This window comes from Aeromonas sp. sif0611, from assembly GCF_019218845.1.
In the GTDB taxonomy this organism is placed as follows: Bacteria; Pseudomonadota; Gammaproteobacteria; order Enterobacterales; family Aeromonadaceae; genus Aeromonas; species Aeromonas media.
Map to the genome: position 1 here is coordinate 19,253 of NZ_JAHUWU010000012.1, position 21,643 is coordinate 40,895.

23 protein-coding genes are annotated in these 21,643 nt (G+C 58.7%); 17 read left to right on the forward strand and 6 right to left on the reverse strand.

Annotation, left to right across the window (positions count from 1 at the left end; genetic code table 11):
• The first annotated feature begins 142 nt into the window (after window positions 1-142).
• Together mdh and KW824_RS19495 are read left to right on the forward strand one after the other, a co-directional pair.
• Entirely contained in the window at window positions 143-1,078 is a 936-nt protein-coding gene (gene mdh, locus KW824_RS19490; protein WP_041206414.1) for a malate dehydrogenase, read from the forward strand.
• Between the two features lie 443 nt (window positions 1,079-1,521).
• Complete coding sequence (locus tag KW824_RS19495; protein ID WP_182789003.1) at window positions 1,522-2,112, forward strand: SEL1-like repeat protein; 591 nt, start codon at window positions 1,522-1,524, stop codon at window positions 2,110-2,112.
• An 86-nt stretch (window positions 2,113-2,198) separates the two neighbouring features.
• On the opposite strand, the gene hmpA is transcribed toward KW824_RS19495, so the two are convergent.
• Complete coding sequence (gene hmpA, locus KW824_RS19500) at window positions 2,199-3,392, reverse strand: NO-inducible flavohemoprotein (protein WP_182786614.1); 1,194 nt, start codon at window positions 3,390-3,392, stop codon at window positions 2,199-2,201.
• Window positions 3,393-3,503: 111 nt separating this feature from the next.
• Here hmpA and KW824_RS19505 point away from each other — a divergent pair, with 111 nt between their 5' ends.
• Entirely contained in the window at window positions 3,504-3,971 is a 468-nt protein-coding gene (locus KW824_RS19505; protein WP_041206413.1) for an Rrf2 family transcriptional regulator, read from the forward strand.
• A gap of 31 nt (window positions 3,972-4,002) precedes the next feature.
• On the opposite strand, the gene KW824_RS19510 is transcribed toward KW824_RS19505, so the two are convergent.
• Window positions 4,003-5,283 (reverse strand): HlyC/CorC family transporter, encoded by a 1,281-nt coding sequence (locus KW824_RS19510; protein WP_041206412.1) that lies wholly within the window; start codon window positions 5,281-5,283, stop codon window positions 4,003-4,005.
• Window positions 5,284-5,322: 39 nt separating this feature from the next.
• Window positions 5,323-6,114 carry an inner membrane protein YpjD gene (locus KW824_RS19515; RefSeq protein ID WP_218410782.1) on the reverse strand — a complete coding sequence of 264 codons (792 nt, stop codon included), beginning with the start codon at window positions 6,112-6,114 and terminating at the stop codon, window positions 5,323-5,325.
• A gap of 286 nt (window positions 6,115-6,400) precedes the next feature.
• Here KW824_RS19515 and ffh point away from each other — a divergent pair, with 286 nt between their 5' ends.
• The 5 genes from ffh to rplS all read left to right on the forward strand — a co-directional run bounded on the left by ffh (window position 6,401) and on the right by rplS (window position 9,918).
• Window positions 6,401-7,780, forward strand: a complete 1,380-nt coding sequence (gene ffh / locus KW824_RS19520; protein ID WP_182786612.1) for a signal recognition particle protein — start codon at window positions 6,401-6,403, stop codon at window positions 7,778-7,780.
• 179 nt (window positions 7,781-7,959) lie between these two features.
• Window positions 7,960-8,208 carry a 30S ribosomal protein S16 gene (gene rpsP, locus KW824_RS19525; protein ID WP_042649810.1) on the forward strand — a complete coding sequence of 83 codons (249 nt, stop codon included), beginning with the start codon at window positions 7,960-7,962 and terminating at the stop codon, window positions 8,206-8,208.
• Window positions 8,209-8,232: 24 nt separating this feature from the next.
• On the forward strand, window positions 8,233-8,754 hold the full coding sequence (rimM, locus tag KW824_RS19530) for a ribosome maturation factor RimM (RefSeq protein WP_005332346.1): 522 nt from the start codon (window positions 8,233-8,235) through the stop codon (window positions 8,752-8,754).
• 34 nt (window positions 8,755-8,788) lie between these two features.
• On the forward strand, window positions 8,789-9,538 hold the full coding sequence (trmD, locus tag KW824_RS19535; RefSeq protein WP_218410783.1) for a tRNA (guanosine(37)-N1)-methyltransferase TrmD: 750 nt from the start codon (window positions 8,789-8,791) through the stop codon (window positions 9,536-9,538).
• 32 nt (window positions 9,539-9,570) lie between these two features.
• Complete coding sequence (gene rplS / locus KW824_RS19540; RefSeq protein WP_005313505.1) at window positions 9,571-9,918, forward strand: 50S ribosomal protein L19; 348 nt, start codon at window positions 9,571-9,573, stop codon at window positions 9,916-9,918.
• Between the two features lie 104 nt (window positions 9,919-10,022).
• Here the strand turns inward: rplS and KW824_RS19545 are convergent, their stop codons facing one another.
• Both KW824_RS19545 and mutH read right to left on the reverse strand, forming a co-directional pair.
• Window positions 10,023-10,352 carry an isoamylase early set domain-containing protein gene (locus KW824_RS19545; protein ID WP_025325698.1) on the reverse strand — a complete coding sequence of 110 codons (330 nt, stop codon included), beginning with the start codon at window positions 10,350-10,352 and terminating at the stop codon, window positions 10,023-10,025.
• An 83-nt stretch (window positions 10,353-10,435) separates the two neighbouring features.
• Entirely contained in the window at window positions 10,436-11,110 is a 675-nt protein-coding gene (mutH, locus tag KW824_RS19550; RefSeq protein WP_042649812.1) for a DNA mismatch repair endonuclease MutH, read from the reverse strand.
• A gap of 733 nt (window positions 11,111-11,843) precedes the next feature.
• On the opposite strand from mutH, the gene rppH reads away from it, so the two are divergent.
• The 8 genes from rppH to KW824_RS19590 all read left to right on the forward strand — a co-directional run bounded on the left by rppH (window position 11,844) and on the right by KW824_RS19590 (window position 19,498).
• A complete protein-coding gene (gene rppH / locus KW824_RS19555; protein WP_041206409.1) occupies window positions 11,844-12,371 on the forward strand; it encodes an RNA pyrophosphohydrolase in 528 nt (175 codons plus the stop codon).
• A gap of 13 nt (window positions 12,372-12,384) precedes the next feature.
• On the forward strand, window positions 12,385-14,664 hold the full coding sequence (ptsP, locus tag KW824_RS19560; RefSeq protein ID WP_041206408.1) for a phosphoenolpyruvate--protein phosphotransferase: 2,280 nt from the start codon (window positions 12,385-12,387) through the stop codon (window positions 14,662-14,664).
• Window positions 14,665-14,731: 67 nt separating this feature from the next.
• A complete protein-coding gene (gene lgt, locus KW824_RS19565; RefSeq protein WP_041207083.1) occupies window positions 14,732-15,559 on the forward strand; it encodes a prolipoprotein diacylglyceryl transferase in 828 nt (275 codons plus the stop codon).
• Entirely contained in the window at window positions 15,556-16,350 is a 795-nt protein-coding gene (thyA, locus tag KW824_RS19570) for a thymidylate synthase (RefSeq protein WP_182786608.1), read from the forward strand. The genes lgt and thyA overlap by 4 nt, the downstream gene beginning before the upstream one ends.
• Window positions 16,351-16,635: 285 nt before the next feature.
• Window positions 16,636-17,826, forward strand: a complete 1,191-nt coding sequence (gene nhaA, locus KW824_RS19575; protein ID WP_218410784.1) for a Na+/H+ antiporter NhaA — start codon at window positions 16,636-16,638, stop codon at window positions 17,824-17,826.
• Between the two features lie 20 nt (window positions 17,827-17,846).
• Window positions 17,847-18,227: a hypothetical protein gene (locus KW824_RS19580; protein ID WP_171274280.1), complete on the forward strand. Its 381-nt coding sequence runs from the start codon at window positions 17,847-17,849 to the stop codon at window positions 18,225-18,227.
• Entirely contained in the window at window positions 18,214-19,146 is a 933-nt protein-coding gene (gene nhaR / locus KW824_RS19585) for a transcriptional activator NhaR (protein WP_005332358.1), read from the forward strand. Before KW824_RS19580 ends, nhaR begins: the two co-directional genes overlap by 14 nt.
• 49 nt (window positions 19,147-19,195) lie before the next feature.
• The gene (locus tag KW824_RS19590) at window positions 19,196-19,498 is read left to right on the forward strand and encodes a metalloregulator ArsR/SmtB family transcription factor (protein ID WP_005332359.1); all 303 of its coding nucleotides are present in this window, start codon (window positions 19,196-19,198) and stop codon (window positions 19,496-19,498) included.
• 49 nt (window positions 19,499-19,547) lie between these two features.
• On the opposite strand, the gene rpsT is transcribed toward KW824_RS19590, so the two are convergent.
• Window positions 19,548-19,811: a 30S ribosomal protein S20 gene (gene rpsT / locus KW824_RS19595; RefSeq protein ID WP_005308808.1), complete on the reverse strand. Its 264-nt coding sequence runs from the start codon at window positions 19,809-19,811 to the stop codon at window positions 19,548-19,550.
• A gap of 191 nt (window positions 19,812-20,002) precedes the next feature.
• Here rpsT and murJ point away from each other — a divergent pair, with 191 nt between their 5' ends.
• The gene (gene murJ / locus KW824_RS19600; protein ID WP_218410785.1) at window positions 20,003-21,565 is read left to right on the forward strand and encodes a murein biosynthesis integral membrane protein MurJ; all 1,563 of its coding nucleotides are present in this window, start codon (window positions 20,003-20,005) and stop codon (window positions 21,563-21,565) included.
• Window positions 21,566-21,643: the final 78 nt, after the last annotated feature.

Genomic DNA, 21,643 nt, shown 5'->3' on the forward strand with positions numbered 1-21,643 from the left:
CCCTGGCTCACAGAACCCGTGATTACAACTGTTATCAGATTGTTTTTTAGCAGGGGATCCTTTAAGGTGAGGCGCACAATAAGAAACAGCGTTAACCCAACTAGAAACAACCTTAAACCTACGCTTAGACATGGAGTTGATCATGAAAGTTGCCGTTCTGGGTGCCGCCGGTGGCATCGGCCAAGCCCTTGCTCTGCTGTTGAAAAATCGCCTGCCTGCCGGTTCCGAGTTGAGCCTGTATGACATTGCCCCGGTCACTCCGGGCGTGGCGGCGGACCTGAGCCATATCCCGACTGACGTGAAAGTAAAAGGTTTCTGCGGTGAAGATCCGAGCCCGGCTCTGGTCGGCGCCGATGTCGTGCTGATCTCTGCCGGCGTGGCCCGCAAGCCCGGCATGGATCGTTCCGATCTGTTCAACATCAACGCCGGTATCGTCAAGAACCTGGTGGAGAAGTGTGCCGCCTCCTGTCCGCAGGCACTGATCGGCATCATCACCAACCCGGTCAACACCACGGTCGCTATCGCCGCCGAAGTGCTGAAGAAGGCCGGTGTCTATGACAAGCGTCGTTTGTTCGGCGTGACCACTCTGGACGTCATCCGTGGCGAGACCTTCGTGGCGGAGGCCAAGGGCCTGAACATCGACAAGATCCGCGTCAACGTGATCGGTGGCCACAGTGGCGTGACCATTCTGCCGCTGCTGTCCCAGATCGAAGGGGCCAGCTTCACCGCGGAAGAGGCGGCTGCCATGACCAAGCGCATCCAGAATGCCGGTACCGAAGTGGTGGAAGCCAAGGCCGGTGGCGGTTCTGCCACTCTCTCCATGGGTCAGGCTGCTTGCCGTTTCGGTCTGTCCCTCATCAAGGGTCTGCAGGGCGAAGCCAATGTCATCGAGTGCGCCTATGTGGAAGGCAACGGCGAGCACGCCACCTTCTTCGCGCAGCCGGTGCTGCTGGGCAAGAATGGTGTCGAGAGCGTGCTGGACTACGGCAAGCTGAGCGCCTTCGAGCAAGAGTCCATGGACAGCATGCTGGCTACCCTGAAGGCCGATATCCAGCTGGGTGTCGACTTCGTCAAGTAAGCCGCAGCGTCGATCATGAGGGGAGCCCAGGCTCCCCTTTGTCATTTCCGGGGTTTGCCATGGCGGACTAAGGAGATGGACCCGGCTGCCGATAAAGAGGGCAGCAGGAGATCCCTATGATGAAACCCAGTACCCTCATCGGCCTCGTCGGTCTGTGCAGCCTCCCCTTGCAGGGGGCCGAGCCGATCTCGGCGGCCACACAAACCCAGTCGGTGGTGGCCACTACAGTCCCGACCCCCTCGGCGGCCTTGCCATCGACCGCCCCGTCATCAGCACAGGTTGCATCAGCGACTCTACCGGCCATCGCACCTGTACCGTCAGCTGCCGTTGCCCCAGCGCCGGTGGCGTCGGCAGCGTTGCCTACGGCTGCCGCCGCTCCGACCCCTGTGCTGTCGAGCGTTGATGCACCCGCTCCAGTGGCATCAACCCCGGCGGCTGCTCCGCTGCCCAGGGCGGTGAATCCTGGATCCCTGGCCAAGGGAGAGCTGCAGGCTGTGCCGCTCTATCGGCAGGACGAGCTGCTCAACTGGATAGAGCAGGGACGTCATCTGACCCGGGTGAAGCAGGACAGGTGCCAGCTGACCCAGGACATAGAGGCACGCGCCTCTGTGATGAAGATCCCGGCCTATCAGTTCCTGTGGGGGGACATGCTGGCCTGGGGCGTCTGCACCAAGCGGGATGCCCAGGTAGGCGTGCAATACATGTGGGAGGCGGCCAATCAGGGCCTGGCTCCCGCACTGGAGCAGCTGGGGCGCTACTACTGGAAAGGCATCCTGGTCCAGAAGGACCTGGTACGGGCCGAGACCCTGATGCGGGAGGCTGCCAGCCTGGGTTTCCAGCGGGCCCAGATAGAGTGGGTCGAGATGCTGTTGCAGGGTATGGGCAGTCCGCTGGATTACGAGGAGGCCTACCACTGGCTGCACGGCGCCGTCATCGGCGACAAGGCGACCCACCAGAAGGCGGCTAGCCTGCTGAGCCGACTCGGCAATCGCATGCCCGCCAATGCCATCGCCCGCGCCAAGGCGATGCACTAAGTCCGGCAAGCCAGGCCACTCGATACAACAAGGCCCGCGAACCTGCGTTCGTGGGCCTTGTTCATTTTCCCTGTCAGGAGGCGGGATCAGAGATCCTGATGGGGGCCGAACACCTCGTAATGCATTCTGTCTGCGGGGACGCCCAAACTGCTCAGCTGATCTTTCACAGCCTTCATAAAGCCCAGGGGGCCGCAGAAGTAGTAGTGAGCGTTGGCCGGGATGAGGTCAGTGACCTGTTCCAGCGCCAGGGTGCCGCTGAAGTCGTAATCTTGCCCCTGCACGTCCTGTTCGGCAGGTGTCCTATACCAGACCCGGCTCTGCAAGCTGGCATGCTGGCTGCTCTTTATCTGGATCTCTTCCTTGAAGGCATGCTGGGCGCCATGCTCGCAAGCGTGCAGCCAGCGGATTTCAGTCCCCGCTTGTTCAGCCAGCAACTGGTTCAGCATGCTCAGCATGGGGGTCAGACCCACTCCGGCGGAGATCAGTACCACTGGGGTGGCCGTCTCGGTCTGCAGGAAGAAGTCCCCCGCCGGTGGCATCAGCGCCACCTCGTCACCGATGTGAAGCTGGTCATGCAGCAGGTTGGAGGCCTGGCCTTGGGGCTCGCGCTTGACGCTGATGCGGTAGTCGCGGCCATTAGGGGAATCGGAGAGGGAGTATTGGCGGATCTCCTGATGCTCCAGTGTCGGGTGATTGAGCCTGATGCTGATATATTGCCCCGGCTTGAAGCGCAGTACGGGCTTACCGTCGACGGGGGCCAGCACGAAGGAGGTGACAAGCTCGCTCTCCTGGCGCTTCTCCTTGATGAGGAAAGCGCGAGCACCTTGCCAGCCGCCGATCTCGCTCGCCTTCTCCCGGTAGAGCTCGCCCTCCCGGCCGATAAAGATGTCGGCCAGCACCCCATAAGCCTTGCCCCAGGCTTCCAGCACCTCGTCCGTTACCGCGCTGCCACCCATTTCTTTGAGCGTGGCCAAGAGATGACTACCCACAATGTGATATTGTTCCGGCTGGATCAGGAAACCCGTGTGCTTGTGGGCGATGCGTTCCACGGCTCCGGCCAGGGCCCCCAGGTTGTCGATGTTCTTGGCGTAGGCCGCCACGGCACTGAACAGGGCCAGGGGCTGACCGCCACTGCGCTGATGGGCCAGGTTGAACACATCCTTCAACTCGGGGTTGTGGTTGAACATGCGCTGGTAGAAGTGCTGGGTGAGGGCAGGCCCCGCCGATTCGAGCAAAGGAATGGTGCTCTTGATGACGGCGATGGTGGCTTGGTCTAACATAGGAGGTCCTTTCTAATTGAACATCTGGAATGTCACTTAATAAGTTGCATCCTAAATGTTTAATTGATCTGGATCAATCATCAATTCTTTGCGCTATGCGCCACAGGCACTATGAGACTAACAAGTTATACCGATTTTGGATTGAGAGCCCTGCTCTATCTGGCCACGTTGCCGGAGGGGGAATTGTCGAGCGTGGCCAAGGTGTCTGCCTTGTATGACGTTTCCCGCAATCACATGGTGAAGGTGGTGAACCAGCTGGTGAAGCTGGGTTATCTGCAGTCCCAGCGTGGCAAGAATGGCGGGATCCGCATGGCCTGTTCCCCTGAGAGCGTGAACATAGGCCAGGTGATCCGGGCGCTGGAAGGCAATCTGGATGGGATCGACTGCGGTTCCCCCGTCTGCCATATCGTCTCTGTCTGCCTGCTCAAGAGTGCACTGAAGGAGGCGATGAACGCCTTCCTGGCGGTGATGGACGGCTATACGCTGCAAGACTTGCTGGCCAACCGCGACGAGCTGCAGCAGGTGTTTGGCGAGTTGATCCCGACCCTGGTGCTGGAGCCGGATGACGAGAGCGAGTGAGACAAAAAAGGCTGCCATCGGCAGCCTTTTTTCAATCCTCGTAACCTGACTCGTTACGGTAGAGGTGTGGCATGATCCTCGCCATCTTCACCATGTTGTTCTCTACTTCGAGGATTTCGATGGGGTAACCCGCCAGCCTGACACTGATGTTGGGCTGGGGGATCTCCTCCAGGTACTCCAGAATCACCCCGTTGAGGGTGCGCGGGCCGTCGATGGGCAGGTGCCAGTGCATCTCCTTGTTCAGCTCGCGGATGCTGGCGGAGCCTTCCACCAGGAAGGAGCCGTCCGGCTGGGGGTGGATCTCGTCGCTCGGCGCCGGGGCCATGGAGGTGGTGAAGTCGCCCACTATCTCTTCCAGGATGTCATCCAGGGTGATCAGCCCCTGAATATCGCCATACTCGTCGACAATCAGCCCGATCCTCTCCTTGTTGCGCTGGAACTTGGCCAGCTGCACGTTGAGCGGCGTGCCCTGTGGAATGAAGTAGATGGGATCGACTTCCCGCAGTAGGCTGGACTTGCTGAACTGGTCCCTGGCGACCAGCCTGAGGGCGTCACGCGAGTGTAAAAATCCGACTACGTCGTCAATATTGTCACGATAGAGCAGGATCTTGGTGTGGGCGCAGTGGGCCAGCTGGCGCAGTATGCTCTTCCAGTCGTCATTGATGTCGATGGCAGAGATCTCGCTGCGCGGCACCATGATGTTTTCCACCGTCATCTTGTCCAGATCCAGAATGCTGATCAGCATCTCCTGATGGCGCTGGGGAATGAGGCTGCCCGCCTCGTTGACTATGGTGCGCAGCTCTTCGGTGTTGAGGGAGTCATCCTTGCGATGTTCGAGGCGCAACAGCTTGAGCAAGAGGTTGGTGATGCTGTTGATGAGCCAGACCAGGGGGGCGAAGGGCACCATCAGCCCCTTGAGGACCCAGGAAGCGGGATAGGCGATGCGCTCAGGAAACATGGCCGCCAGAGTCTTGGGAGTGACTTCCCCGAACACCAGTACCACCAGGGTGAGGCCGAAGGTGGCAATAGCGACGCCGAGATCCCCGAACAGCCGTATGCAGACTATGGTGGCGATGGCGGAGGCCAGAATGTTGACCAGGTTGTTGCCGATGAGGATGAGGCCAAGCAGGCGGTCCGGTCGGGCCAGCAGCTTTTCGACTCGACGGGCTGCCTTGTGTTTGGTTTGGGCCAGATGCCGCAGCTTGTAGCGGTTGAGGGACATCAGACCGGTTTCGGAACTGGAGAAGAAGGCTGACAACACAATCAAAATAACGAGAACAATCAGTAATGTGCTCGTTGAGATACTGTCCAAGAAGGGCTCCTGTTGGGGTGGTTTTTGGGGGCTGAACCGTCAGCTCAGCAAGACTTCCTTGACGAAGCGGCTGCCAAAGTAAGCCAGGGTCAGGATGATGCTGCCGATGAGGCTCAGCATGATGACCTTGCGACCACGCCAGCCACGGGTGTGGTGACCCCACAGCAGCAAGGCGTAGACGCACCAGGCCAGGATCGAGAGGATGGCCTTGTGGGATTTGCCCTGGGCAAACATGTCTTCCAGGAAGAACAGACCCGAGGCGATGGAGAGGGTCAGCAGCAACAGGCCCGCGGAGATGAGTTGGAACAGACGCTTCTCCACCGTCATCAGGGGCGGCATGGCGGGCAGATGGCTTATCTTTCTGGACTTCAGCTGCCGATCCAGACAGGCAAGCTGGAGCGCAAACAGGCAGGCGATCATCAATACCGAATAGGCCATCAAGGCGAGCCCGATGTGCAGCAGCAGTTGGGGATGCGCTTCCAGATGGGTGATGTAGCGACCCGGTATGAGGGCGCTGGCTGCGAGCAGCAAGGCCGAGAAGCTGTAGACCACGGGCAGCAGGATCCAGCCGTTGAAACGGCGGGTAACGCAGGCCATGAAGCCGCTGATGATGAGGCTGACCAAGGAGGCGACGTTCAACATGCTGAGATTCTGGCCGGAATGGGTGGCCAGCACCTCGCTTCCCACCGCCACACCATGGGCGGTCAGGGCCAGGCCGACAAAGGCAAACAGCGACACCTGCCCGACGGGCTTGGCGCTGAGCAGCAGGTGCAGAGAGGCGATGATGGCCAGCAGGTAAAACGCCAGGGCCAGAACAGAGATCACGATCATAACCAGGTCGTTGTCGAACAAGCTTTTATGGATAAGAGGGGCAGTATACCTTGCACAAGATATGCTCGCCAGTTGTGCCAGGGGCTAACTGCCCATATATAAGTAGCAGCTGACAGCACCGTGCGGCGAATAATCGTCCTCCGGCGTTGACTGGGGTATAATGCCCTCCATTTGTTACACCCGCTCATTCGATGGCGGGTCACCGCCGCAAGCGGTGAGTAATCGTCCCCACAGTGCTGACTGGGGTATAATGCCCCACTAGTTATGCCAAGAATCGGAATGCGTCATGTTTGAGAATTTGACTGAACGACTCTCGCGCACCCTGCGCAATGTCAGTGGCCGTGGCCGGCTGACCGAAGAGAACATCAAGGATACCTTGCGTGAAGTGCGCATGGCGCTGCTCGAGGCGGACGTGGCCCTGCCGGTGGTGCGTGACTTCGTTGCCCGCGTGAAAGAGCGTGCCGTCGGCCAGGAAGTGGCCAAGTCCTTGAGCCCGGGCCAGGCCTTCATCAAGATAGTGCATGGCGAGCTGGTTTCCGTCATGGGAGAGGCGAACGAGCAGCTCAATCTGGCCGCCCAGCCGCCGGCCATCATCCTGATGGCGGGCCTGCAGGGTGCCGGTAAGACCACGACTGTGGGCAAGCTCGCCAAGCTGCTCAAGGAGCGCCACAAGAAGAAGGTGCTGGTGGTCAGTGCCGACGTCTACCGCCCGGCGGCGATCAAGCAGCTTGAGACCCTGGCCAATGACATCTCGGTCGATTTCTTCCCGAGCGATGTGACCCAGAAACCAGTGGCGATCGCCATCGCCGCCATCGATCAGGCGCGCAAGAAATTCTATGACGTGGTGATCGTCGATACCGCCGGTCGTCTGCACGTGGACACCGAGATGATGGCGGAGATCCAGGATCTTCACGCCACCATCAAGCCGGTCGAGACCCTGTTCGTGGTGGATGCCATGACAGGTCAGGATGCTGCCAATACCGCCAAGGCGTTCAACGAAGCGCTGCCGCTCACCGGCGTCATCCTCACCAAGGCGGACGGCGACGCCCGCGGCGGTGCCGCCCTGTCGGTGCGCCACATCACCGGCAAGCCGGTCAAGTTCATCGGTATGGGCGAGAAGACCGATGCCCTTGAGCCCTTCCACCCGGACCGACTCGCGTCCCGCATCCTCGGCATGGGGGACGTGCTGTCTCTCATCGAAGAGGTGGAACGCAACGTCGACAAGGAGAAAGCCGCCAAGCTGGCCAGCAAGGTCAAGAGCGGCAAGGGCTTCGATCTGGAAGATTTCCGCGAGCAGCTGGCCCAGATGCGCAACATGGGCGGCATGATGGGCATGCTCGACAAGCTGCCCGGCATGTCCGGTCTGCCGGATAACGTGAAAGATCAGATGGATGACAAGATCACAGTGCGGATGGAGGCCATCATCAGCTCCATGACGCCAAAGGAGCGTGCTCACCCCGATCTCATCAAGGGCTCCCGCAAGCGTCGCATCGCCGCGGGTTCCGGCATGCAGGTGCAGGACGTGAACAAGCTACTCAAGCAGTTCACCGAGATGCAGCGCATGATGAAGAAGATGTCCGGCAAGGGTGGCATGCGCAAGATGATGGGCCAGATGAAGAACATGCTGCCACCCGGATTCGGTGGTGGCGGACGCGGTCCGTTCTGATTTTCCTGCTTGTCAGGCAAAAAGGCTCACTTCGGTGAGCCTTTTTCATGCCAACTCCTGCGCAAAAAATAGCAGGCTTGGTTGCAATTATTACGAATCCAAGTAGAATTACGCGGCTTATTTTAAGCTAGGGTCTGCGTATTTGCAGGCCTTGTTCATTAGATGTTCATGAGGACGATATGGTAACCATTCGTTTACAACGTGGTGGCGCGAAAAAGCGTCCGTTCTACCAGGTAGTAGTTTCTGACAGCCGTTGCGCCCGTGACGGTCGCTTCATCGAGCGCGTTGGTTTCTTCAACCCGGTTGCTGCTGGTAACGCTGAAAAGCTGAACCTGGACCTGGCTCGTATCGAGCATTGGGTTGCTACTGGTGCCACTGTTTCTGACCGTGTTGCCAAGCTGATCAAAGACGCTAAAAAAGCTGCTTAATCAGCCAAGCGGTAAGGAGTTAAGGTGGAAAAACCTATAGTTCTGGGCACCCTGGGTACCGTCTACGGCATCAAGGGCTGGCTTAAAGTGAACTCCTTCACCGATGTTGCCGAAGCGATTTTCGATTACAACCCCTGGCTGATCAATCAGAACGGGGTATGGCGTGAGATTCAGGTTTCGGCCTGGAAGCGTCACAACAAGGGTCTGATCTGCAAGCTCGATGGTATCGATGTGCGCGAGGATGCCCTGGCATTGACCAATGTCGAGATTGGCGTAGCCGCCGATCTGTTGCCTGCGTTGCCTGAAGGTGAGTTCTACTGGCGTGACCTGATTGGTTGCTCCGTGATGACCACCAAGGGATACGACCTGGGCAAGGTGACCGAATTGATGGAAACCGGCTCCAACGATGTGTTGGTGGTTGAGGCCAATGTAAAAGATGCCTTTGGTGCAAAGGAGCGGCTGATCCCGTTCCTGGAAGAGCAGGTGATCAAGAATATTGATCTGACTGCTCGAACAATCGAAGTTGATTGGGATCCTGGTTTCTAGTTTCCCGCGCTAACACGGGTGCCGGAGGTTTCTTATGTGGATTGGGGTGATTAGCCTCTTCCCGGAAATGTTCCGAGCCATTACCGAGCACGGGGTAACGGGTCGGGCCGTCAAGAGTGGCCTGCTGCGAATTGAGTGCTGGAACCCTCGGGATTTCACCCACGACAAACACCGTACGGTCGACGATCGTCCTTATGGTGGTGGGCCAGGGATGCTGATGATGGTTCAGCCGCTGCGTGATGCGATTCATGCAGCCAAGCAAGCGGCGGGAGACGGGGCGAAAGTCATCTATCTTTCTCCTCAGGGGCGCAAGCTGACTCAAGCGGGCGTAACCGAGTTGGCGACGAATCAGAAACTGATTCTGGTCGCCGGTCGATACGAAGGTATCGATGAGCGCGTGATACAAACCGAAGTCGACGAAGAGTGGTCTATCGGGGATTACGTGTTAAGTGGTGGCGAGTTGCCTGCCATGACCCTGATCGATGCGGTTTCGCGTCTGGTCCCGGGGGTTTTGGGCGATCAGGCCAGTGCCGAGCAGGACTCCTTCACGGATGGCTTGCTGGATCATCCCCACTACACTCGGCCGGAGTTGTTGGATAGATTGGCGGTGCCCGAGGCGCTGACAAGCGGCAATCACGAAGTGATTCGGCGCTGGCGTCTCAAGCAGTCGCTCGGACGAACCTGGCAGAGAAGGCCGGAACTTATTAACAACCTAGCTCTGACTGACGAGCAAGAATCACTTCTTGCCGAGTATGTCCGCGAAGTGCGTGACAGCGTTAAGTAGAGTTTTCAGTTTATCCTAGGTAAGGAAAGACAATGAGCAAGATTATTCAGCAGCTTGAACAAGAGCAACTGCGTACCGACATCCCGGCTTTTGCCCAGGGCGACACCGTACGTGTTCAAGTTCGTGTTAAAGAAGGTGGTAAAGAGCGTCTGCAGGCTTTCGAAGGCATCGTTATTGCCAAGCGTAACCGCGGTCTGCACTCTGCTTTCACCGTTCGCAAGATCTCCAACGGCGAAGGTGTTGAGCGTGTATTCCAGACTCACTCTCCGCTGATCCACAGTGTAGAACTGAAGCGTCGTGGTGATGTTCGCCGCGCCAAGCTGTACTACCTGCGCAACCTGTCCGGCAAAGCTGCTCGTATCAAAGAGAAGCTCAACTAATTCGATTCGAATTGGTGTCGGTATGTCGACGAATAGCTCGACAGGTAGTGAAAAGGCTCGCCAATGGCGAGCCTTTTTTGTATCCCTCATTTGAGGCGGTGGGTTCAACCTGGTTGACTGACCCGCACCACAGAGTTATCGCGCCCGAAGGGGCCGGGCACATAGTCGTCCGCTTCCCAGTCGTTGTCATAACGGGTCTCCCCGTCTGGCTGCACCAGTTGATAGCAATACTCGAAATGGCTGGGGCCATCGGTGGGAAGGTTGAGGGTCGCCTTGAACTCCCCGCTCTTCATTCTTTTTAATTCAATGGGTTGCCACTGGCTGAACTCCCCCAGCAGCAAGACCTGTTCGGCCTCGCCTGCGGCCTCTTTTTCCACTGCGAAGGTCACCTTGACCTCGGGGCGGGACTTGAGAAATTGCTTGTTGATCGGCATATCGACTCCTTGTCACTGGCTGCGAAGAAAGTAGTGCTGTTCATTTTTATATCACTTTATGACAAGGATGTTGATAGCAATCATCAGGCAGGCAGGGCGAAATGACGCCGAAGCAACTGGTGAGTGAACTCAATCTTGAGGTAGAAGCCCCTTGGCAGTGTCTGGATCGGCTGGCCATTGCGGCCAATGGCACGGGTCAGTGCCTTGCTGTTGGCCGCCTTGGGGCGCAGCTGCATGACCTGACCGTGGCGGGCGCTGATCTGCTCCACCTCCCCCAGCACTATCATGTCCATCAGCTCCTCCCAATCCTGACGCAGCAACCTGTCTTCTTCTTCGCTCGGGCTCCACAGCAAGGGCATGCCTACCCGGCGCTCACCGACGGGGATGGTGCGGCTGCCCTCCACCGGGATCCAGAGTACCCGCGACAGCTTGTTGCGCACATTGGACTCCTCCCAGCGCTGGCCACTGATCCCGATGAGGGGAGCGACGCAGACGAAGGTGGTTTCCAGTGGTTTGCCCTGAGGATCGATCGGGATCGTCTTGAGCTCGATGCCGAGATCGGGGAAGTCCTGCTCCGGCCGGCTGCCCGCGCTGGCGCCCAGTTGCCACTCGATCAACTGACCGATCCACCCCTTGTCCCGTCTGAGATCCCGTGGCACCGGGATGCCGGCCGTCGCAGCGAGCTGGGCCAGGGTGAAGCCGGCCATGGCGTAGGCGCGCGCCAGCAATTCCTGCTCTGACTGTGGATTGGCGGGCATGAGGGGCTCCTGTTGGCGAGAAGGGGGTGGACAAGTGTGATCCTGACAGAGGATCGCTGTTTTTGTAACCGATCCTTGCCCGGCTATGCACAGGGGGGGCAAGATTGTGAATTATCATCTATGGCAATGATTTTAAAGGAGTTTGACTTTTTTCTCCAGCCTGGAGAACGGGAGGATCCCGGTTACAACGAGTTGTCCAAGGGTTTGGCCTGGCTGTTGCACATAGTTATCCACAGAAATCTTGGATAACTGACATAAAGTGGTGATACAGGGCCTGGCATCAGAAATAAATGTGAGAGCACACCGATTTTTCTCGCCATATCGGTGCAGATAATGCGCCATCCTTGTGGATAAACTAGCCTTGGTGGATCTTTGAACAGTCGAACTTGTTCACAATTGACAGCCAGGATCCTTGGGCGCAAAAGACATGGATCTTGATCCAGTCTTTAAATATTAACTATATGTATTTAAATGAATATTCTGTTTTTATATGAATCGGGTATGATACGGCATGATTTGAAGTCGTAGTATAAAACTACTGTATATACCCGCTTGATCACAGGCTTATGCACAGTCTGGGTGGGCAACTTGCGGAGCTTGTTCTTCAGGTTTGTTTATAACTTTGCTTGAAATGCCAAGTTATTCATGAGTGGAAGATGACAGTCCCTGTTTGCCGCCACGGGGTGAATGTGGAACAATCTCTTTATAGATTCAGCCTTTATAAGGTGATCACGTGATAGATGGCGACGGATTTCGTCCCAATGTCGGCATCGTGATCTGTAACCGTGACGGGCAAGTATTGTGGGCTAAGCGCTATGGGCAGCACTCCTGGCAGTTTCCGCAGGGGGGGGTTGATGATGGTGAATCGCCGGAACAGGCCATGTATCGTGAGTTGTATGAGGAGATAGGCCTCAAGCCCGACGATGTGACCATACTGGCGACCAGTCGCAACTGGCTGAAGTACCGCTTACCCAAACGACTCGTTCGCTGGGACAGTTCACCGGTCTGTATTGGCCAGAAGCAGAAATGGTTTTTGTTGCAGCTCGAGCCTGGCAAAGAGTCCAGGATCCAGTTCGGCTGTCATGGTCACCCGGAATTTGATGATTGGCGTTGGGTCAGCTTCTGGTACCCGGTTCGTCAGGTCGTCTCCTTCAAGCGGGAAGTTTACCGCCGGGTGATGAAGGAGTTTGCCCCGCTGGCCATGCCGGTGCCGGTGGTGCAGGTTAATCGAAAGGATGGGCGGCGCAACCGCTCGCGCTAAGGAGCACAATTAGTTGCTGACGGAACTCAGACGCATCGTCGAGAGCATGGCCGAGGCCAACACCCTCGAACAGGCCTTGCAAGCATTGGTGAGCCAGACCCGGCTTGCCATGATGGTGGACTGCTGCTCCGTTTATGTCGCCGAGCCCGACATGCGCCGCTATCGACTGGCGGCGACCGATGGGCTGGCCGAATCGGCGGTGGGCAAGGCCACCCTGCCGTTCGAGCAGGGCATAGTCGGTCTGGTGGGCCAGCGGGAAGAGCTGATCAACCTGGCCGATGCCCCTTCTCACCCCAGTTTCAAGTTTCTGCCCGATGTCGCGGAAGAGGCGTTTCGCTCCTTCCTCGGTGCCCCCATCATGCACCAGCGTCAGGTGGTCGGCATTCTGGTGGTGCAGCAGAAAGAGAGCCGGCTGTTCGATGAAGGGGAAGAGTCCTTCATGGTCACCCTGGCGGCGCAACTGGCGGCCCGCATCGCCCAGGCCCAGGCCAAGGGCTGGTTGCAGAAGACTGACTGGAGCAAGCCGCTGCGTGGCATCGCCGGTGCCAGCGGCATCGCCATCGCCAAGGCTTGGGTGTGGCGTCCGCGCAAGGCGCTCAACAGCATCACCCCGCGCAAGGATGAGGAGCACGGCAAGCAGCTGGCCCGGCTGGAGCTTGCGGTGGAAGAGGTGCGCCACGATCTGGAGAGCCTGGCGCTGCGCTTTCGCGAGAGCTACAGCCAGGATTCGGTCGCCATCTTCGACATCTATCTGCACCTGCTGAACGATCCCGGCTACATCAAGCCGATCCGCAACAAGGTCAGCAAGGAGCACTGGACCGCCATCTCCGCGGTCAAGATCATCAGCGATCGGCTGATCGATCAGTTCAAGGGGATGAAAGATCCCTATCTGCGGGAGCGATCCACCGATGTGAAAGACATCGCCCAGCGGCTTATCAGCCGTCTGGTGCAGGACGAACCCGAGCAGCTCACCATAGGTGAGCCGGTGGTGCTGGTCGCCGACGAGGTGACCGCCACCATACTCGCCGAGATCCCGCGGGAGTTTCTGAGCGGTGTGGTCTCCCTCAAGGGGGGGACCAACTCCCATGCTGCCATCCTGGCCCGTGCCATGGGGGTGGCGGCCATCATGGGGGTGGATCTGCCCCTCGGCGACATAGGTGGGCGCACTCTGGTGGTCGACGGCTACAGCGGCGATCTCTTCATCGAGCCCAATCAGGTGATCCTGACCGAGTACCGGCAACTGCTGAACGAGGAGCGGGCGCTCGATACCCTGGTGCGCAGCGTAGACAATCAACCCTCGGAGACGGCTGACGGCACCCCTGTCTCCCTGCTGCTCAACGCCGGCCTCAGCGCCGACACCGAGATCTCCCTCAATCATCTGGCGGATGGGGTCGGGCTCTATCGCACCGAGATCCCCTTCATGCTGCAGGACAGCTTCCCTTCCGAATGGGAGCAGACGGCGCGCTATCGCGGGATCCTGGAGACCTATCGTGATCGCCCGGTGTGCATGCGCACCCTGGATGTGGGGGGGGACAAGCAATTGCCCTATTTCCCCATCGTGGAGGAAAATCCCTTCCTTGGCTGGCGGGGGATCCGGCTCACCCTGGATCACCCCGAGTTGTTCCTGGTGCAGCTCAAGGCCATGCTGCGCGCCAGCGAAGGGCTGGACAATCTGGCCATCATGCTGCCGATGATCAGCAGCGTCAGTGAAATCAAGGCCTCCCGCCGGCTGCTGGATCAGGCCTGGCGTGAAGTGTCGGAAGAGGCGGCGAGCCGCGATGCGGTGATCCGCTACCCCAGCCTGGGGGTGATGATAGAGGTGCCCTCCGCCCTCTACATCCTGCCGGAGATGGCCCCCCTCATCGACTTCTGGTCGGTGGGCAGCAATGACCTGACCCAGTATCTGCTGGCGGTGGATCGCAACAACGCCCGGGTCGCCAGTATCTATGACGCCTTCCACCCCGCGGTGATCCGCGCCCTGCAACTGCTGGTCGATGCCTCCCATCGTTACCAGAAGCCGGTCTCGGTCTGCGGCGAGCTGGCCGGGGATCCGGTCGGCGTGCTGCTGTTGCTGGCCATGGGCTATCGCCGTTTCAGCATGAACACCCACAACATTTCCCGCATCAAGTACGTGTTGCGTCAATCCGATCTCGGCGAGCTGAAGGCGCTGATGGCCGATGGCCTCAAGCACGACAATCCCCACGTGCTCCGTGGCCTGTTTGCCCGCTACCTGGAAGAGCACGGTCTTGGCGGTTTGCTGCGCGCGGGTCACAAGACCAAGCTGCCCGATTGATATTCAGTCTTGTTCCTGCTGACGAATGATCGGAGAATGCGGCTTTTCTTATGACTGGGGCCGCGCCATGCAGCATGACGGATATTGGGTTTTCTCGCAGATTGATCCCGTAGCATTCAGTTTGGGACCACTATCGGTACGCTGGTATGGTCTCATGTATTTGTTTGGTTTCGCCTTTGCCATGTGGCTTGCAGGCCGCCGCGCCGACGCGCCCAACAGTGGCTGGACCCGCAACGAGGTGTCTGACCTGCTGTTCTACGGCTTCCTCGGGGTGATCCTGGGCGGTCGTATCGGCTATGTGCTGTTCTACAACTTCGATCTCTTCCTGGCCGATCCCACCTACCTGTTCAAGATCTGGACCGGGGGCATGTCGTTCCACGGCGGTCTGATCGGGGTCATCACCGCCATGATCTGGTTTGCGCACAAGACCAAGCGTCACTTCTTCACCGTGGCGGACTTTGTGGCACCGCTCATTCCATTCGGTCTCGGCGTCGGCCGTATCGGCAACTTCATGAACGGCGAGCTGTGGGGCCGGGTCACGGACGTGCCCTGGGCCATCATCTTCCCGGAGGCAGGCCCCGAGCCGCGTCACCCCTCCCAGCTCTACCAGTTCGCCCTGGAAGGTGTGGTGCTGTTCATCATCCTGAACCTGTTCTGGCGCAAGAACCCGCCACGGGGCGCCATCTCCGGCATGTTCCTGCTGTTCTACGGCCTGTTCCGCTTCCTGGTGGAGTTCGTACGCCAGCCTGACAGTCAGCTGGGTCTCTACTTCCAGGAGATCAGCATGGGCCAGATCCTCTCCACCCCGATGATCATCATCGGCGCCCTGATGATCTGGGTTGCCTACAAGCGTCCGCAGCTGTTTGGCAACGCAGCGAAGGAGGCAAAGCAATGAGGGTATATCTCGAGCTGATGCAGAAGATCCTGGATGAAGGTACAGTCAAATCCGATCGCACCGGCACGGGGACCGTCTCCCTGTTCGGTCATCAGATGCGCTTCAATCTGGCGGAAGGCTTCCCGCTGGTCACCACCAAGAAGTGTCACCTGCGCTCCATCATTCATGAATTGCTGTGGTTCCTCAATGGCGACACCAATACCGCCTACCTGAAAGAGCACGGCGTCAGCATCTGGGACGAGTGGGCCGACGAGCATGGCGATCTGGGCCCTGTCTATGGTGCCCAATGGCGCTCCTGGCCGGCGGCCGATGGCACCGTCATCGACCAGATCCAGAAGGCGGTGGATGACATCAAGCACAACCCGGACTCCCGCCGCATCATCGTCTCCGCCTGGAACGTGGGAGAGCTGGACAAGATGGCGCTTGCCCCTTGTCATGCTTTCTTCCAGTTCTATGTGGCGGACGGCAAGCTCTCCTGCCAACTCTATCAGCGCAGCTGCGACGTCTTCCTCGGTCTGCCATTCAACATCGCGAGCTACTCCCTGCTGACCCACATGATGGCCCAGCAGTGCGATCTGGCTGTGGGCGACTTCGTCTGGACCGGTGGCGATGTGCACCTCTACTCCAACCACATGGAGCAGACGGCGCTGCAGCTTTCCCGCGAGCCGCGTTCCTTGCCGCAGCTGGTGATCAAGCGCAAGCCGGACTCCATCTTCGACTACCGGTTCGAGGATTTCGAGATCCAGGGCTATGATCCTCACCCGGGTATCAAGGCCCCTGTCGCCATCTGATCCTGCATCCGCCATGATGGCGAGCGGCTCTCGGCGGGATCTCCCGCTATGCTATTCCATCTGTTCGAAAGGCGCCTGCGGGCGCCTTTTTCATTCCTGACAAGAATGAATATGCAAAGAAATGAATGACGAACAGGTTCGAGAAGGCGGGGTAAAACGTGCTTATAGCAGACATGATTTATTTTGCCTTCGGTTTTTCCGTTGTTATTGGCAGCTAGAAACGATTTTTCATTGGTTCACTCGGCCCCTAGACTGAAAAAGTACAATTTTATGGATAGTTAGACCATGAGCGATGTGTTCAAGCGATTTCTCAAACTGGAGTCAGCCTCCGGAATAATTCTGATCCTGGCCGCCTTGCTGGCCATCGGTCTGGCCAACTCTGCCCTGGCGGAGCACTATCAGAGTTTCCTCAATACTCAGGTACAGGTGCGCATTGCTGCCCTGGACATCAACAAGCCGCTGCTGCTCTGGATCAACGACGGCTTCATGGCGCTCTTCTTCCTGTTGGTCGGGCTGGAAGTAAAGCGTGAGATGCTGGAGGGGGCGCTCTCATCCCGGGTGCAGGCCACCTTCCCGGCCATCGCCGCCGTAGGCGGCATGCTGGCCCCTGCGCTCATCTATGCCTTCTTCAACTACGAGGACGAAGTCACCCGGGCCGGTTGGGCCATCCCGGCTGCGACCGATATCGCCTTCGCCCTCGGGGTGATGGCGCTGCTCGGCAAACGGGTGCCGACCAGCCTGAAGGTTTTCCTGCTGGCCCTGGCCATCATGGATGACCTTGGGGTCATCATCATCATCGCGCTGTTCTATACCCAACAGCTGTCGCTGACCGCACTGGCGGTCGGCATAGTGGCGACCCTTACTCTGCTCTGGATGAATCGCCGTGGTGAGGACAGGATCGGCCTTTACATGCTGGTGGGTCTGGTGCTCTGGGTGGCCGTGCTCAAGTCAGGTGTTCATGCGACCCTGGCTGGCGTCATCGTTGGCTTCATGATCCCTATCTCCGGGCAGCGTTATGCCTCGCCGCTCAAGCACCTGGAGCATGCGCTGCACCCCTGGAGCGCGTATCTGATCCTGCCGTTGTTTGCCTTTGCCAACGCTGGTGTCTCCCTCGACGGGATCCAGCTGTCGGATCTGCTCAGCCCGGTGCCCATGGGCATCATACTGGGGCTCTTCATCGGCAAGCCCCTCGGCATCTTCACCATCAGCTGGCTGTCGGTGAAACTCGGCATTGCCCAGCTGCCGAGTGGCGTCAACTTCAAGCAGATCTTTGCCGTCAGCATCCTGTGTGGCATCGGCTTTACCATGTCGATGTTCATCGCGTCGCTGGCATTCGAGCATGGCGGACTGGACTACGGCAGCTACTCACGCCTCGGTATCCTGGTGGGATCCACCCTGGCGGCCGTGATCGGTTTTATCGCCCTGCGGACATCGCTGCCCAATCGGGAGGCGAATCAAAGCACGGAGGGGTTATGAGAAGACTCGGATGGTTAGTCATGCTGGCGAGCCCGGCACTCTGGGCGAATAGCCTGGCGGAGTGCCAGCAGGATGCAACGTCGGCCAGTTGTTCGGCTTACCTCAATGGGGTGGTGGACAGCGCCCTCATGCTGGGAGACAAGCAGGCCAAGGCCCAATTCGGCGAGACCTTTGCCGAACGTGCCCTTAGCAGCCGGGCTGGCGAGAGAGTCAAGCAGTCGAACAAGCGTTACTGCGGGGAGCGGATGCCGGATCCGGCCCGCCTCAAGCTCACCCTGCAAGAGCAGTTCGGTGCAAACAAAGTTGACTCGGTCAGCGACATGTATGACATTCTGGCGGTTGAACTCAGCTGCTATCGGAGCCCGCGCGGCGCGGGAACCCCACCGGATGTCACACCTTAACTACAACCATCTCTATTATTTTTGGATGACTCAGAAGAAGGGCTCCGTCACCCAGGCGGCGGAAGCCCTCTTTCTCACCCCCCAGACCGTCACCGGTCAGATCAAGCTGCTGGAGCAGCGCCTGGGCGGCAAGTTGTTGATCCGCAAGGGGCGTTCCCTCGAGGCTACCGAACTGGGCCAACTGGTGTTTCGCTATGCCGACAAGATGTTCAGCCTCTCTTACGAGATGCTGGATATCGTCAACTACCGCAAGGAGAGCCAGATCCTGTTCGACGTCGGCATTGCCGATGCACTCTCCAAGCGCCTCGCCAGTCGGGTGCTGCTCTCTGTCATCCCCAATGACGGCTCCATCCACCTGCGCTGCTTCGAATCGACTCACGAGCTGCTGCTGGAGCAACTGAGCGAACACAAGCTCGACATGATCCTCTCCGACTGCCCGGTGGACTCCAGCCAGCACGCCGGTCTGCTTTCCAAGCGGTTGGGGGGGTGTGGCGTCAGTTTCTTCTGCAAGGCGCCGCTGCCCGAAAAGCCTTTTCCCGCCTGTCTGGAGGAGCGCAAGCTGCTCATTCCGGGCCGGCGTACCGCCATGGGTCGACAGTTGACGCAGTGGTTCGAGCAGCAGGGGATCTCTCCCAGCATCCTGGGTGAGTTCGACGATGCGGCTCTGATGAAGGCGTTTGGCTTCTTCAATCAGGGTATTTTCATGGCGCCGACCATCTATCGGGAGGAGATTCTGGAGGGGGAGGAGGTGATGCTGATCGGAGAAACCCAGGATCTGATGGAGGAGTACTACGTCATCTTTGCGGAGCGGATGATCCAGCATCCGGCGGTGAAGCGGGTGTGCGAGAGTGATTTCTCCTTCCTGTTTGCCGGTCAGGAGGACTTCACCACCATTCAGCCAGCAACCCTGTCATTTTAAATCGATGAGGCAGGGGGTATGATTCCTGTCTTGCAGGGGAGGGAATGCGATGCAGTTGGAAGAGATGGAGGCGAATGCCGGACGTGCGGTCACCCTGCTCAAGGCGCTGGCCAATGAGCGGCGCTTGTTTATTCTGTGCCAGTTACTGGAGCGGGAGTTGTCGGTGGGGGAACTCAACGAGGTACTTGGACTGAGTCAATCGGCGCTGTCACAACATCTGGCGGTGCTGCGGCGCGATGAGTTGGTGACGACACGAAAAGAGGCCCAGACGGTCTACTATTCGCTGCGCAGCCACGAGGTACGCGAGATGATTGGATTGTTGCACAGGTTGTATTGCAGCGAACCCAAATAAAAAACCGGCACTAGGGCCGGTTTTTTTAGCTTTGTTCAGCCGGAGCTGATTAAGCCATAGCTTTGATCTGGGCAGACAGGCGGCTCTTGTGACGAGCAGCTTTGTTCTTGTGGATCAGGCCTTTGGTCGCCATACGATCCATGATCGGCTGAGCAACAGCGAAAGCGGCAGTGGCAGCAGCCTTGTCGCCAGAGGCGATGGCAGCGATCACTTTCTTCAGGTAAGTACGGGTCATGGAACGACGGCTGGCGTTGTGCTGACGACGTTTCTCTGACTGAAGAGCACGCTTCTTAGCAGATTTGATGTTAGCCAAGGTAAAACTCCTAAAACTGTCTTAGCGAGTGTATTGAAAAGGCCCGGAAATATGCCTTCCCAACCACATATTGTCAAATGATTTGTGCAAATAAACACCGCCCCCCGGTGGTGTGTCAGATGGGAGACGGTTAAACTGTCGGCCGATTCTAACAGCATTCTTTTCTTTCTGACAGTTCCAGAGGCCTCGTCTTGAGTAAGAAATTGATCAAATCCGGCATGATAGTGTCCGGAATGACGCTGGCGTCCCGCGTGATGGGCTTGGTGCGCGATGTGGTCATCGCCAATCTGCTCGGTGCCGGGGTGGCCGCAGACGTCTTCTTCTTCGCCAACCGCATTCCTAACTTCCTGCGCCGATTGTTCGCCGAAGGGGCCTTCAACCAGGCTTTTGTTCCCGTGATGACGGAGTACAAGAAAAACGGTGACGAACAGGCTGTTCGCGAGTTGCTGGCCGCAGTGGCGGGCACCCTTGGCGGCATTGTCACCATAGTCACCCTGCTCGGTGTGCTGGGTTCCGGTGTGCTGACGGCCCTGTTCGGCTGGGGCTGGTTCTGGGACTGGCTGCACGGCGGGCCGGCGGCCGAGAAGTTCGAGCTGGCCAGCCTGATGCTCAAGATTACCTTCCCCTATCTCTGGTTCATCACCTTCACCGCCATGGCCGGTGCCATTCTCAACACCTTCGGTCGCTTCGCCGTCTCCTCCTTCACGCCGGTGTTTCTCAACCTCACCATGATTGCGGCGGCCTGGTGGATAGCCCCGTTGCTGGAGCGGCCCGAGATCGCGCTGGCGATCGGCGTCTTCCTCGGCGGCCTGGTGCAGTTTCTGTTCCAGTACCCCTTCCTGCGTCAGATCAACATGCTGGTGTGGCCCAAGTGGGGTTGGCACCATCCCGGTGTGGTCAAGATCCGCACCCTGATGATACCGGCGCTGTTCGGCGTCTCGGTCAGCCAGATCAATTTGCTGATCAACACCATGCTGGCCTCCTTCCTGGCGACCGGTGCCATCAGCTATCTCTATTACTCGGATCGCCTGCTGGAGTTCCCCCTTGGCCTGTTCGCGGTCGCCATCAGCACTGTGATCCTGCCGGCGCTTGCCAGGAAGCATGTGGATGCGGATCCGGCCGACTTCTCCCGCACCATGGACTGGGGGGTGCGCATGGTGATGCTGCTCGGCCTGCCCGCCATGGTAGGGATTGCGGTATTGCGCGAGCCCATACTGCGGGTGCTGTTCATGCGCGGCGAGTTCGGCATGCACGAGGTGGCCATGTCCAGCGCCAGCCTGCTGGCATCCACCACGGGCTTGCTGTCGCTGATGCTGATCAAGGTGCTGGCCCCTGGCTACTACGCCCGCCAGGACACCAGGACCCCGGTGCGGATCGGCATCATGGCCATGGTGGCCAACATGGTATGCAACCTCATCTTCATCTATCCCCTGGGCTATGTGGGGCTGGCGCTCGCCACCGCCTGCTCCGGTACCCTGAATGCGGCTCTGTTGTTCAAGGGGTTGTATCAGCAGGCGGTCTATCGTCCTTCCCGCAACACGGGGGTGTTCTGCCTCAAGCTGCTGGCAGCGACCCTGCTGATGGGGGGCCTGCTTGGTTATCTGTCGCCGGATCTCGCCCAGTGGGTAGCCTGGAGCATGGGCAAGGCAAGCATGGAGCTGACCCTGCTGCTCTGCCTTGGGGGGGCGTTGTACGGGATCGTCCTGCTGGTGCTGGGGGTCAGACCAAGACACCTGAAATCGGGTCAGCAGTGATGCTGAAGAGGCTCGGGATCTGGGCCAGATACCTGAAATCGGGTCAACAGCAGGGCTGACCCTGCCTGCTGCCTGATA

What these genes read in the sequence shown, in the direction of transcription:
- mdh (WP_041206414.1), top strand. Translation starts at nt 143, where the DNA reads ATGAAAGTTGCCGTTCTGGGTGCCGCCGGTGGCATCGGCCAAGCCCTT.
- hmpA (WP_182786614.1), bottom strand. Translation starts at nt 3,392, where the DNA reads ATGTTAGACCAAGCCACCATCGCCGTCATCAAGAGCACCATTCCTTTG.
- KW824_RS19505 (WP_041206413.1), top strand. Translation starts at nt 3,504, where the DNA reads ATGAGACTAACAAGTTATACCGATTTTGGATTGAGAGCCCTGCTCTAT.
- KW824_RS19515 (WP_218410782.1), bottom strand. Translation starts at nt 6,114, where the DNA reads ATGATCGTGATCTCTGTTCTGGCCCTGGCGTTTTACCTGCTGGCCATC.
- ffh (WP_182786612.1), top strand. Translation starts at nt 6,401, where the DNA reads ATGTTTGAGAATTTGACTGAACGACTCTCGCGCACCCTGCGCAATGTC.
- rpsP (WP_042649810.1), top strand. Translation starts at nt 7,960, where the DNA reads ATGGTAACCATTCGTTTACAACGTGGTGGCGCGAAAAAGCGTCCGTTC.
- trmD (WP_218410783.1), top strand. Translation starts at nt 8,789, where the DNA reads ATGTGGATTGGGGTGATTAGCCTCTTCCCGGAAATGTTCCGAGCCATT.
- rplS (WP_005313505.1), top strand. Translation starts at nt 9,571, where the DNA reads ATGAGCAAGATTATTCAGCAGCTTGAACAAGAGCAACTGCGTACCGAC.
- KW824_RS19545 (WP_025325698.1), bottom strand. Translation starts at nt 10,352, where the DNA reads ATGCCGATCAACAAGCAATTTCTCAAGTCCCGCCCCGAGGTCAAGGTG.
- mutH (WP_042649812.1), bottom strand. Translation starts at nt 11,110, where the DNA reads ATGCCCGCCAATCCACAGTCAGAGCAGGAATTGCTGGCGCGCGCCTAC.
- lgt (WP_041207083.1), top strand. Translation starts at nt 14,732, where the DNA reads ATGCAGCATGACGGATATTGGGTTTTCTCGCAGATTGATCCCGTAGCA.
- thyA (WP_182786608.1), top strand. Translation starts at nt 15,556, where the DNA reads ATGAGGGTATATCTCGAGCTGATGCAGAAGATCCTGGATGAAGGTACA.
- nhaA (WP_218410784.1), top strand. Translation starts at nt 16,636, where the DNA reads ATGAGCGATGTGTTCAAGCGATTTCTCAAACTGGAGTCAGCCTCCGGA.
- KW824_RS19580 (WP_171274280.1), top strand. Translation starts at nt 17,847, where the DNA reads ATGCTGGCGAGCCCGGCACTCTGGGCGAATAGCCTGGCGGAGTGCCAG.
- nhaR (WP_005332358.1), top strand. Translation starts at nt 18,214, where the DNA reads ATGTCACACCTTAACTACAACCATCTCTATTATTTTTGGATGACTCAG.
- KW824_RS19590 (WP_005332359.1), top strand. Translation starts at nt 19,196, where the DNA reads ATGCAGTTGGAAGAGATGGAGGCGAATGCCGGACGTGCGGTCACCCTG.